Genomic DNA, 11,622 nt, shown 5'->3' with positions numbered 1-11,622 from the left:
GGAGGTGTCGGCGAAGCCGACGGAGGGGGGAGTTTTAGGACTGGCGATCGTTCCAGCGTAGACGCCCAATGTATCCCCCCACCGGCCTTCGGCCACCTCCCCCACAGGGGGAGGATCTGGTCTACCGCAGAAACGCCCGGCCCGCCGCGAAATCCCCGACCTCCACATAGGCCCGCCGCACCACGTCCACGCCGCTGCGGCTGGTGAACACGAATTCGACGGTCGCGGCCTCGCGGGGGTCCAGGCGGCTCATGGCGTCGGCGGCCTCGCGGGGAAAGCGGAACGACAGGCCCGTCTTGGCGCCGGTCGGCAGCAGGGTGAGGGGCGCCATGTCGCGGGTCTCGGCGGCGAACACCCGGCTGGCGTTGCGCGGCGCGGCGTTGGCGGCCAGGCCCTTGGCGTTGCGCGCGTTCAGGTAGGGGCCCTGGGTGCGCAGGGTGTCGCGCACGACCAGGCGCGCGGCGTAGGGCTGGGCGTCGTCGGCGAAGGTCGCCACCGCCAGCATGTCGTTGGACCGGCCCGACAGGCCGAACAGCAGCCGGTCGCGCCCGAAGCCGGCGGGCTGCGACAGCCGCCAGACCGGGATGGTGGCCGACACCGAGCGGTCGGCCTGCCAGGTCGCGCGGTCGCCGGGATAGGTCATCCGCTGCAGGGTCGAATAGCCGTCGAACGCCTGGCGCACGCGGCCCGCGGCGGTCTGCAGGTCCCTGGAGCCGCAGGCCGCGGCGCCGGCCTTCGCCCGGGCCCGCTGCTCCACCGCCTGGACCTGGACCTCGCTGGCGCCCGAGCGCAGGGTCGCGCCGCGCGCCTGGGCGCGGGCGGCGTCCAGGGCCGAGCCGACGGCTGGCTTGAACAGCCGGCAGCGGGCGTCGGCCGAGGTCATCAGCGTGCGTTCGTAGAGCTGGTCGGCGGCCGTGGCGGCATGGGATGCGGTCGACGCGCCGAACCCGGCGGTCATGATAAAAGCCCCTAGCCACCGCGCCGTCAGAACCCATAGAGCCTTTCTCCTCCGAACGACGTTCGAAGGGGACAAAAAGGCTCTACAGTAAGAATCCGAGCGCGCGCTGGCGCGCTTGGGGGTCTTTCTTGACGTCATGATCTCGTATTCTGCGAGAGCGGTTTCAGCAGGCAGCCTTAGGGCGCCGAGGTTGCGGTTCGGTTAGCGATGCTTCTTTCGACGGATATCTGGGTCGGCGCGCTGATCCGCCGCGCGGAGCTGGGCGGGGCCTTCGCCATGGTGGCCCGCAAGGGGGACCCGCGAGCCGGGGCTGTGCTGGTCAAGGCCGTCGACCGTCGCGCCAACACCGCCAGGCTCTACAGCGAGGCCACGCGCGGCGACGGCGAGCGGTTCTGGATGCAGCCGGTCCGTTCGGACTTCGAGCCTGACCTCGACGCCTACGCCGAACGCGCCGCGCGGATCGACCCGGACATCTGGGTGGTCGAGATCGAGGACCGCGAGGGGCGGCACTTTCTGACGGAGCCAGTGGAGGGGGAACGGGGCTAGGTTTAGAGCTTCAAAAGGTCCATCCCGTGTTGTCATCCCGGAAAGCGCGCAGCGCTTGTCCGGGATCCAGGTGAACCGCAAAGCGCCAGCCCAGTCCCCTGGGTCCCGGACAGCCTCTGCGAGGCTTCCGGGATGACATCGGATTCAGGCTTTCGACGACCGCCGTAGAAGCGGTTGAACCCTGCTCACTCCCGCCGGAACGTCGCCACCAGGACATCCCGCCGCGCCGGAGCCCCCGCTTCCAGCGGATGGATCGCCGTCACGCCGTGCATCACCCGGTGGTCGTCGAGGAAGACCGCGTCGCGCGGGCGCTCCAGGGTGAAGGCGCCCAGGCGCGCGCCGTCGTTGGCGAAGATGTCGGTGACGCCGCTGGCGACGTTGCGGCGGTCGACCAGCATGACGATCACCCAGTCGACGCCGTCGCGGTGGGCGCCCTCGGGCGTGGGCAGGCCCGTTTCGCCGTCGGCCGCCTCGATGCGGAACTGGTGCAGTTCCACGTGCCAGCTGCGCGGCGGATCGACGGTCAGCGGATGGAACAGCGCCAGCCCCGCGCGAAGCAGCTGTTGCGTCACCGGATGTCCGGCCACCTTGTCGAGCACCGGCTCGAACCAGCGCTGCACCCCGCCGTTCAGGCCGTTGTAGTCGCGGCTCTGGTAGTGCGGCTGGTGCGGCTTGCGGACGATCCCGCCAGAAGAGTCCGGGCCGGGCGAGGCCGAGAAGGCCGCGAACCGCCGCCGGCGATAGCGGCCGCCGTCGGCCATGAAGCGGTCCAGACCCAGGTCGTTCCAGCTGTCGGCGAAGGCCTCCCAGCCGGCCACGGCGTCGGGGCCGAGCAGGGCGTCGGTCTCGGCGGGGGCGACGCGGCGGAAGCCCGTGTCGGCCAGGGTCGCGGCGATCTCGCGCGCCAGGACGTCGGACGGGATCTTGTCAGGGGGAATCAAGCGTTGCCTCCGGCGGAACGAGATCTCCAGATGGGGCGCGCGAGCCCTCGCGCCAAGCCATGATCGCGTCCCGCCGATTGCCTGGACGTCTCATTTCCCGCCGCGTTAACCGTCCTCCTAAACCGGAGCGAAAGCTCGATGAGGCAGGGTGACGCACGGCTTTCCTTCGCGCCGATTCCCGTCCGCCGCCGCCAGGCCTCAGCAAGGTTCCGATGCTCTTCCTGCTCAACGACGTCGTTCTCAGCCTCGACGCGGCCGAACTGGCCCCGCCGCTCACCCGCGATCGTTTCGCCAAGGTGTCGCTGAACTATGTCGGCAAGCTGGGCCAGGAACTCTACGCCGCCGAGCCGCTGCTGCATCACAAGGATCTGGAGAAGGCCCAACGCCTGGCCGCTTTGATCATCGCCAAGGCGCCGGATGTCAACGCGGCCCTGTTCATCGCCCCGTCGCGCGGCTGCCTGGTCGACCAGGTGCAGGTGCGTTACGCCCAGCTGAGCCTGGAGATCATGGGATCGTTGTTCGAGCGCCAGAAGGCTGGCGCCCTGAGCAATGTCGAAGCCGATCGCCAGGTCTGGCGCCGCCTGGCGGCTTGACGGCCACACCGCACGCGCCCAGGCCGGCTTCGACTGGCCGCCTTCGAAAGGCGCCTCCTTTGGGGCCGTGCTCCGGCCCGGAAACCCTGATCGCCTAAAAGAGCAGGTCGATCAGGCCGAACAGCCAGCTCAACATCATCGCCACGATCACCAAGCCGGCGAACGCGACGCCCAGGCAGAGCGCGTTACCTTGGGGGGTGCAGGCGCCGCGCTTGTGACGCGGCTCGTGGACCATAGCCATTGTCGTTTCCTCTTTCGCGGCCGCCCCACTTGCCGGAGGCTGGTCCGCAGTAAGCTCAGCATGACTCTAAAACCCCACAATGACTAGGGTCGTTCCTGCATTTTCGTAGGCTGAGTATGGGACGTGACGCCGCAGCCGCGGCGTGTCGCCGACGGCTTGGCGGCGCGCCGTTTTCCGCCCTTGCTTCGTCTCTCGCTCGCCGGCATGTTCAACGCGACGTTGTGGGGGAGCGTGAGATGAGCCGGAAGGGCCTCTCGATGGGGCGCAAGGCCCTGATGGGTTTTGCGGCGGCGGCCTTGCTGGCGGCCGGGGCGCCGGCCAGGGCCGAATGGCTGCGGGCCGAGAGCGACCACTTCGTGGTCTATGGCCGCAGCGACAGGTCGGTGCGCGAGTACGCGGCCATGCTGGAGGATTTCGACTCCCTGCTGCGTCGGCTGCACGGACGGCCGGAGGACGAGGTCACCCCGCGCAAGCTGCCGGTCTACCTGGTCTCGAACCTCGGGCAGCTGAGGCGCGTGATCCCCAAGGCCAAGGACGGCATGGCCGGGGTCTATCTGTCGTCGGTGCCCGAGGTGTTCGTGGTGGCGATCCGCGATGGCGGCGGCGAATTCGACCAGAACAAGGGCGACGACACGGTGCTGCACGAATATGTGCACCACTTCATGCTGCAGTACTATCCCAGCGCCTATCCGGCCTGGCTGGTCGAGGGCTACGCCGAATATTACATGACCGCCGACCTGGCCAAGACGCGCATGGTGGTGGGCGGGGTGAACCGCGGCCGGGCCTACAGCCTGACCCAGCCGGGCGGCTGGATCCCCATGGAGGACCTGCTGAGCAAGCGTCCCGGCGCCCTGAAGGAGCGCGACGTCTACGCCTACTACGCCCAGGCCTGGCTGCTGACCCACTACATCCTGTCGGACCCGGCGCGGCACAAGCTGCTGAGCCGCTATCTCGAGCTCGTACGCGACGGCAACGATCCGGTGAAGGCGTGGGCGAAGATCTACGGCGACGATCCGGAGGGCCTGCGCCGCAAGCTGCAGACCTACATGAACCGGCCGATCCCGGCCGGGGCGCTGCCGCGGACGGGCGCCCTGGATCCCGTGATGACCGTGACCCGCCTGCCGCCAGGCGCCGACGACCTGATCCTGGAGGGCCAGCGCCTGAAGCTGGGCGTGGCCAAGGACGACCGGGCCGAGACCCTGGCCGACATCCGCGCCGCCGCGGCCAGGCGGCCGACGGAGCGCTTCAGCCAGTTGATCCTGGCCAAGGCCGAGACGACGTTCGGCGACCGCAAGGCGGGCGAGGCGATCCTCGAAGACCTGCTGGCCGCCGATCCCAAGGACGAGGACGCGCTGGTGGCGCTGGGCGAAAGCCGCCTGGCCGCGGCTCCGGACGACCCGGCCCAGCGCGCCGCCGCCTTCGCCCAGGCCGGCAAGCTGTTCGCCCGGGCCTTCAAGGTCAATCCGGACAATCCGGAGACCTTGCACGGCTATGCCGAGGCCCACGGCCTGGAACCGCTGACCGACGCCATGGTCGATATCCGCGTCCGGGCGGTGGTGTTGGCGCCGCAGGTGGGCCACCTGCGGCTCGACGCGGCCAGGGCCCTGATCCAGATCAAGGACCTGGGCCTGGCCCGCACCCTGCTCAACCCGCTGGCCAGCAGTCCGCACGGCGGCGGCGAGGTCGAGGCGGCCCAGGCCATGCTCAAGGACATCGAGGCCAAGGCCGGCCCCGGCGACAAGGCGTCCGACGAGGCCAAGTCGACCGACAAGGCGTCGGCAGAGGGTGACAAGGCGGCCTCGGGGAGCTAACCCCCGGGGATGAGCACCTCCCTCGCCCTCGAGGCCGCGCGTCGGCGCACCTTCGCGATCATCAGCCACCCCGACGCCGGCAAGACCACCCTGACCGAGAACCTGCTGCTGGCCGGCGGGGCGATCCGCGCGGCTGGCGCGGTGCGGGCCCGCGGCCAGGCTCGCCGCACCCAGTCCGACTGGATGAAGATCGAGCGCGAGCGCGGCATCTCGGTCAGCGCCAGCGTCATGACCTTCGACCACGACGGCCTGATGTTCAACCTGCTCGACACCCCGGGCCACGAGGACTTCTCCGAAGACACCTACCGCACCCTGACCGCCGCCGACGCGGCGATCATGGTGCTGGACGCCGCCAAGGGCATCGAGCCCCAGACCCTGAAGCTGTTCGAGGTCTGCCGCCTGCGCGACATTCCGATCATCACCTTCATCAACAAGATGGACCGCGAGGCCCAGGACCCGTTCGAGCTGCTGGACGAGGTGTCGTCCAAGCTGGCCCTCGACCCCGCGCCGCTATTCTGGCCGGCGGGTTCAGGCGGGCGGTTCAAGGGCATGCTCGACCTGCGCGCCCAGACCTTCATCCCCTACGCCAAGAAGAGCTCGACCGACGAGGAGGGCCATCCGCCGGCCGTGTCGCTGAAATCGAACGCCATCGTCCAGTACCTCGACCCCGAGGAGCTGGCCGAGGTGGAGGAGGGCGCCATGCTGGTGTCCGAGGCCGCCAAGCCGTTCGACGTCCAGTCGTTCCTGGAAGGCCACATGACGCCGGTGTTCTTTGGCTCGGCCCTGCGCCATTTCGGCGTCAACGAGCTGCTGGCCGGCATCGGCGCCTACGCCCCGCCGCCGCATCCGGCCAAGGTCAGCAAGGCCGGCGTCGACACCCACGTGGCCCCCGGCGACGGCGAGGTCTCGGGCTTCGTGTTCAAGGTCCAGGCCAACATGGACCCCAACCACCGCGACCGGATCGCCTTCCTGCGCCTGACCAGCGGCCGCTTCACCCGCGGCATGAAGCTGAAGGCCCAGAACACTGGCAAGGCGATGAGCGTCAACGCGCCGATCATGTTCTTCGCCAGCGACCGCGAACTGGCCGAGGACGCCTTCGCCGGCGACGTGATCGGCATCCCCAACCACGGCGTGCTGCGGGTCGGCGACAGCCTGTCGGAGACCGGGACCCTGCGCTTTGCCGGCCTGCCCAACTTCGCCCCCGAAATCCTGCGCCGCGTGCGGGTCAAGGATCCGCTGAAGGCCAAGCACCTGAAGAAGGCGCTGGAAGGCCTGGCCGAGGAGGGCGTGACCCAGCTGTTCCGCCCGATGATCGGCAGCTCCGACTTCATCGTCGGCGCCGTCGGCCAGCTGCAGTTCGAGGTCATGGCCGACCGCCTGGCCAACGAATACGCCCTGGACTGCATCTTCGAGGCCGCGCCCTACGCCGAGGCCCGCTGGGTCAACGGCGAGCGCGCCGACGTCGAGGACTTCACCAACAAGCACCGCTCGGCCATGGCCCACGACATCGACGAACAGCCGGTGTTCCTGGGCAAGTCGAGCTGGGAGATCGGCTATGTCGCCGAGCGCTATCCGAAGGTGCGGTTCGAGCGGACGAAGGAGCGGGGATGACGCCTGCTCGCTGCCGGCATGCGACGCCACCGGCGGAGCGGAGGTCACGCCCGGCAGCGGACTGATGAATTGTCTGCGACGGGTGGTGAACGGAAGTTAGAAGCCGAACAGGCCCCTCTAAAACATTCTGATTCTCCCTCGATTCAGTGGACACCCATGCTAGCTTTTCGGAGCTGGAGAGGAGTGTCTGATGAGCGTGAAGCGTCGGGTCTTTCCGGAGACCTTCAAACGAGAAGCGGTTGACCGTGTCGCCAGCAGCGGCCTGTCGGCCGGCGTGGTGGCCCGGGAACTGGGCCTGCACGAGACGGTCCTGCGACGATGGATGATGCAGTACGGGACGCAGGCGACGGGGCCGGCGAGGCGCCCCCACACGCAAGCGCCGGCCCCGTCGCCGTCTGACCTGGTCGCCGAGAACGCCCGCCTGCGGCGCGAGAACGACCATCTGCGGATGGAGCGCGACATCCTAAAAAAAGCCGCGCTCATCTTCGGAGCGGCCTCCCGATGAAGTTCTGCGAGGGGCCGCGACCTCGTCATCTGGTGCCGGCCGGGCCCGTTTTACGGATACGGCGTTGACGAAGGGCCGAAGAGGGCGACAGGCCTGCGGTGACGCAGGCGTTCCGGGACCGGGCTTCGTGGGCCCGGCCCGCCCGTCGGGGGCTTCAATCGGCGAGGCCCGAACAGGGCCGGGCCTGGCCCGGCGCTCCGCAGCCCTCCCCAACTTCAGCGGCCCGCCGCGTGAGGCGGCCAAGCCGCGTCCGAAAGGAGACCCTGATGCCCAGATCCAAGACCCGCGCTCTTGCTCGCGCCGCCCGCCGCGCGGAATGGGAACGCACTGGAGAGGACGACAGCGGACGCACTCCCGCGCGCGTCGATTATGTCCGTCGCGAGATTCGCCGGCGACTTCTGCGGCTGGAGGTGGTGGAAGCCGCCTACGCCGCCAGTTGCTCGGGAGCGTCGCGAAAAGCGGACTCGCCCGACGACGCATGACGGCCCCGGCCTAGTGCGCGTGTCCCCGACAGGGACCTCACAGGGTCGCGTAATAGCCCAGGTCAGCCCGATGCCCGCCCGCGTCATGCGTCTCCAACGCCACGGCCTTGCTGTCCATCACCGTCTTGAACGCCGTCTTGAACGCGGCCATTTCCTGCGGCGTGCCGACCGAGACCCGCACGGCGTTGGGCCAGATCGGCCAGGTGCGGCCGATATAGACGTTCTGGGCCTTCATCGCCGCGATCACCGCCTTGCCGTCGCGGCCGGTGTCGATCATGAAGCAGTTGGTCTGCGGATCGCCGATCACCTTGTAATTATTGGCCTTCAGCCAGGCCAGGGTGTCGCGGCGGGTGTCGCCGATGATCTTCTTGCGGGTCGGAACCAGGGCCGGGTCCTCCAGCGAGGCGCGGGCCGCCGCCGAGCCCGTGATCGGCATGGCGTTCTGGCCGAACGGCGTCAGCTTGGCCAGCAGGTCGGGCCGCCCGACCGCGAAGCCGCAACGGATGCCGGCCATGCCATAGATCTTCGAGAAGGTCCGCAGGACGATCAGGTCCTTGCCGGCCGCCACCATGTCGAGCACGTCGCCGGCGTCGGACAGGTGGATATAGGCCTCGTCGACCAGCAGGATGGCCCCGGCCGGCTTGTTGTCCAGCGCCCAGACGATGTCCTGCTTGGCGGTGGTGGTGCCGGTCGGGTTGTTGGGATTGCAGATATAGATCACCCCGGCCTGCGGGTCGGCGGCGACCATGGCCTTGACGTCGTGGCCGTAGTCGGCGGCCAGCGGCACCTTGACCACCTTGGCCTGGCTGGTCATCGCCGCCCGCATCCCGGCCTCGTAGGAGGGGTCGGCGGTGACGAAGCTGCGGGTCGGCGAGGTGAAGGCCAGCACCGTATAGTGCAGCGGCTCGGACGACCCGGCATAGACGGCGATGTGGTCTTCCTTCAGGCCGTGCTGGGCCGCGAAGGTCGAAACCAGCATGGCGGTCTCGCCGTTGAGGTCGTAGCGGCCGCCCAGCGGGGCGACGCGGACGATGGCGTCGCAGGCGGCCTTGGACGGACCCAGCGGGTTCTCGTTGGCGTTGATCAGCACCGCGCCGGGCGGCGGGGCGTTGGGGCTCTGGCCGTGCAGGGCCATGCCCGAGGGCGGGGCCGCGGTGGTCTGGGCGGCCTGGGCCAGGTGGGCCTCGGTCAGGATCGGCGTCGCGGCGGCCAGGGCGGCGGCCCGTAGAAACGACCGGCGGCCCATGGCCAGCCTGTCCGACTTTTGCGTGTCCATCGTCATCCCCATTCGGGCCCATCCCACGCCGGCCCTTCGACGGGCTCGGCGGAGCCAAGGACAAGCCCTACGCCGCCGGGGCGCAAGGCGTTGCGCGGCTGAAAAGGCCAACCGGCCGCGCCTGCCCACGCCGAGAGCAGGCCTGCCTCGCAGTGGCCAGCCTCGCTGGCGGCGAGCGCCCTTGTCATTCCAGCGCGGCCGCGAAATGAGTGTGTTCCCTCGTCGATTCCGGAGCTTGCCCATGTCCGCCAACGCCCCGCTCGCCATCGGCCCCCTTTCCATCGGATTGGTCGCCCACGACGACAAGAAAGCGGCCCTGGTCGATTGGGCCGTGGCGCACCAGGCGTTCCTGTCCCGGCACAGGCTCTACGCCACCGGCACCACGGGCGGGCGGATCCTGGACGCCCTGCCGGACCTCGACCTGACCCGGCTGAAGAGCGGGCCGCTGGGCGGCGACCAACAGCTGGGCGCGCTGCTGGCCGAGGGGCTGCTGGACATGCTGGTGTTCTTCGTCGACCCGCTGTCGCCCCAGCCGCACGACGTCGATGTCAAGGCCCTGATCCGGATGGCGACCCTGGCCGACATCCCCTTCGCCTGCAACCCGGCCACGGCGGATCTGATCGTGGCCGGGCGCTGAAGTTCGTCGTGGCTCAGCTGGTCGGCGTCGCCGGAGCGACATCGGCGGCCGGAACCGGAGCGGCCGCGGGAGCTGGAGCTGGAGCTTCCGCTGGCGCGGCTTCCGAAGCGACCGACGCGGGGGCGGCGGCCGGAGCGGCCGGAGCGGCCGAGCCGGTCAGAGCCGCGCTGACCTTGTCGGCGATCTGAGCCCAGCACGCCTTGCGGGCGTCCTCGGCCATCTTGTCGAGGGCGTCGTGGGCGTGGGGGTCGTTCTTGCGAGGATAGGTCGGAATGCGGCCCGGCGCCTCGGCGTCGCAACTGAAGGTCTGGCCCTCGACGGCCACGTCGATGTGCGAGACGAAGTACAGCGGCGTCGTCGCGGAATTGGCCAGGCCGAAGGTGAAGCCGGCCTTCAGGGCGTCGCCCCACAGATGGCCCTGGTCGATCCGGGTCTTGTCGATGAAGCTGGCGCTGACCACCACCGAACGCGGATTGGCCTGGCTGGCGGCGCGGGTGCGCAGGTCGTCGGCGGTCAGGCGCACGAACTTGACGAGGTTGCGGCCGTCGACGCTGTTCAGCGGCACGGCCAGTCCGCGCGCCTTGCGCTCGGCCTTGGTCTCGCCGGGCACGGGCAGGGTGGCGTAGAGGCCCAGCGAGGCGCCGCCGTCGGCGCTTTTGACGGTGACCTTCAGGGTGGGGCCGTCGGTCTCTTCGTTGAGCGGCAGGCTGATGGTCTGTCCCGCGACCAGCGGCTGCACCGTGGCCTGGGCGGGCGTGACCGCCAGGACGGCGGTCGCGGCCAGGAGGGCGGCGGGCAGGGCGGCGCGGAGCGCGTCGTGGCGAGTGGTCATGATGGTTTCCCCTGGATCAGTTGGCGGCGAGTTGGACGCGCAACGCCCTGGCCCGCGCGGTGAACTCGGTGACTTCGACCTTGAGGGCGGCGATCGCCGCCTCGTCTTGCTCGACCACGTCCTGCAGCGCCGGCATGTAGGCCGTGATGACGCCGCCTCCGGCCCCCAGCGTCAGGGCGACGCTCAACGCCGTGGCCACGCCGGCCGCGGCGCGCTGGCCGGCGCGGGCCTGCTTGTCCTTCACGAGCTTGACTTCGTAGACCTTGATCAGGCGGGCGCTTTCGGCGGCCGCGGCGTCGTAGTCGTCGGCCGAGACGGCGAATGCGGCCTTGGCGGCCGCGCCGTCGCCCTTGCGCCCGGCGTGCTGGCCCCACCAGTCGCCGGCCAGGGCATTGGCGCGGAACGACATGTCCTGGAGCAGTTCAGGTTTCGGGGTCGCCGCGTCCGGCTTGAGCTGGACGCGGACCGGGCGGAAGCCGCGCGCCATGAGGTAGTCGGCGTTCGAACGTTGATGGTTCTGGGCCGCCATCATCAGGATGTTGGCGCCCGAGACGGTGGTGACGCCGGTGTCCTTGACCGCCGTCAGCAGTTGTTCGAGCACCTTGCGGGGCTCGCCCACAAACGCCGCGTAATGCAGCGCCGTGGCGCCGGTGGCGTCGGCCTTGTTGGGATCGGCCCCCGCGGCCAGCAGCGACGAGACCAGGGTCACCTGGGCGTCGGTGTCCAGGGTGCCGGGCGCCCGCAGCACGGCCTCCATCAGCGGGGTGCGCCCGCCGTCCTCGGCGGCGTTGATGTCGGCGCCCTTGGTCAGCAGGTACTGGATGACCTCGGGACTGGCGGCGGGATTGCGTAGCGTCGCGATCAGCGGGGTCGCGCCCAACTTGTCACGGTGATCGATCGCCGCGCCCTTGTCGGCCAGGGTCTGCAGCAGCGTCAGGTCGCCCGCGGCGGCGGCATAGAACAGCGCGGTGCGGTTCTCGGTGTCGGCTTCGTCGATCGCCGCGCCGGCGTTCAGCAGCTTCTGGACCTTCTTGATGTTGTGGTCGGAGGCCGCCTTGGCCAGGTCGGCGGCGGCCAAGGCGGGCGTCGCCGAGGCGACAAGCATCAGGGCGGCCATGCCCGAGGCGGCCGTCAAAACGGTGTTACGCAATTGATCCCCCAACTCCATGTCCACTTCAGCTCGGACACA

11 protein-coding genes and 1 pseudogene are annotated in these 11,622 nt (G+C 69.7%); 6 read left to right on the top strand and 6 right to left on the bottom strand.

Features of this window, described 5'->3' with window-relative positions; all coding sequences use genetic code 11:
- Window positions 1-121: 121 nt before the first annotated feature.
- Window positions 122-958, bottom strand: a complete 837-nt coding sequence (locus tag ACSQ2G_RS04130) for a hypothetical protein (protein ID WP_436028505.1) — start codon at window positions 956-958, stop codon at window positions 122-124.
- A gap of 207 nt (window positions 959-1,165) precedes the next feature.
- Between ACSQ2G_RS04130 and ACSQ2G_RS04125 the strand changes: the two genes are divergently transcribed.
- Window positions 1,166-1,504: a DUF1491 family protein gene (locus tag ACSQ2G_RS04125; protein ID WP_310085111.1), complete on the top strand. Its 339-nt coding sequence runs from the start codon at window positions 1,166-1,168 to the stop codon at window positions 1,502-1,504.
- A gap of 185 nt (window positions 1,505-1,689) precedes the next feature.
- On the opposite strand, the gene ACSQ2G_RS04120 is transcribed toward ACSQ2G_RS04125, so the two are convergent.
- On the bottom strand, window positions 1,690-2,445 hold the full coding sequence (locus tag ACSQ2G_RS04120; protein ID WP_436028503.1) for a 2OG-Fe dioxygenase family protein: 756 nt from the start codon (window positions 2,443-2,445) through the stop codon (window positions 1,690-1,692).
- A gap of 212 nt (window positions 2,446-2,657) precedes the next feature.
- Here ACSQ2G_RS04120 and ACSQ2G_RS04115 point away from each other — a divergent pair, with 212 nt between their 5' ends.
- Window positions 2,658-3,038, top strand: a complete 381-nt coding sequence (locus ACSQ2G_RS04115; RefSeq protein ID WP_436028501.1) for a hypothetical protein — start codon at window positions 2,658-2,660, stop codon at window positions 3,036-3,038.
- A gap of 94 nt (window positions 3,039-3,132) precedes the next feature.
- On the opposite strand, the gene ACSQ2G_RS04110 is transcribed toward ACSQ2G_RS04115, so the two are convergent.
- Window positions 3,133-3,279, bottom strand: a complete 147-nt coding sequence (locus tag ACSQ2G_RS04110) for a hypothetical protein (RefSeq protein ID WP_436028499.1) — start codon at window positions 3,277-3,279, stop codon at window positions 3,133-3,135.
- Window positions 3,280-3,515: 236 nt separating this feature from the next.
- Here ACSQ2G_RS04110 and ACSQ2G_RS04105 point away from each other — a divergent pair, with 236 nt between their 5' ends.
- From ACSQ2G_RS04105 to ACSQ2G_RS04095, 3 genes and pseudogenes are all read left to right on the top strand, one after another.
- Window positions 3,516-5,090 (top strand): DUF1570 domain-containing protein, encoded by a 1,575-nt coding sequence (locus tag ACSQ2G_RS04105; protein WP_436028497.1) that lies wholly within the window; start codon window positions 3,516-3,518, stop codon window positions 5,088-5,090.
- 9 nt (window positions 5,091-5,099) lie between these two features.
- Complete coding sequence (locus ACSQ2G_RS04100; protein ID WP_436028496.1) at window positions 5,100-6,701, top strand: peptide chain release factor 3; 1,602 nt, start codon at window positions 5,100-5,102, stop codon at window positions 6,699-6,701.
- 190 nt (window positions 6,702-6,891) lie between these two features.
- Window positions 6,892-7,211 (top strand): annotated as a pseudogene (locus ACSQ2G_RS04095) (transposase); the annotation flags it as partial.
- 514 nt (window positions 7,212-7,725) lie between these two features.
- On the opposite strand, the gene ACSQ2G_RS04090 reads toward ACSQ2G_RS04095, so the two are convergent.
- A complete protein-coding gene (locus ACSQ2G_RS04090; RefSeq protein WP_436028494.1) occupies window positions 7,726-8,964 on the bottom strand; it encodes a pyridoxal phosphate-dependent aminotransferase in 1,239 nt (412 codons plus the stop codon).
- A gap of 241 nt (window positions 8,965-9,205) precedes the next feature.
- On the opposite strand from ACSQ2G_RS04090, the gene ACSQ2G_RS04085 reads away from it, so the two are divergent.
- Window positions 9,206-9,601, top strand: coding sequence for a methylglyoxal synthase (locus ACSQ2G_RS04085; RefSeq protein WP_436028493.1), 396 nt, complete (start codon window positions 9,206-9,208; stop codon window positions 9,599-9,601).
- A 13-nt stretch (window positions 9,602-9,614) separates the two neighbouring features.
- Here ACSQ2G_RS04085 and ACSQ2G_RS04080 read toward each other — a convergent pair whose 3' ends face one another.
- Both ACSQ2G_RS04080 and ACSQ2G_RS04075 read right to left on the bottom strand, forming a co-directional pair.
- Entirely contained in the window at window positions 9,615-10,433 is an 819-nt protein-coding gene (locus ACSQ2G_RS04080; protein ID WP_436028491.1) for a hypothetical protein, read from the bottom strand.
- Window positions 10,434-10,449: 16 nt separating this feature from the next.
- Complete coding sequence (locus ACSQ2G_RS04075; protein WP_436028490.1) at window positions 10,450-11,583, bottom strand: ankyrin repeat domain-containing protein; 1,134 nt, start codon at window positions 11,581-11,583, stop codon at window positions 10,450-10,452.
- Window positions 11,584-11,622 lie beyond the last annotated feature (39 nt).

This window comes from Caulobacter sp. LjRoot300 (assembly GCF_964253875.1).
GTDB lineage: Bacteria > Pseudomonadota > Alphaproteobacteria > Caulobacterales > Caulobacteraceae > Caulobacter.
Note: the sequence above shows the minus strand (reverse complement) of the source record. Positions and strands in the feature narration are given on the sequence as shown.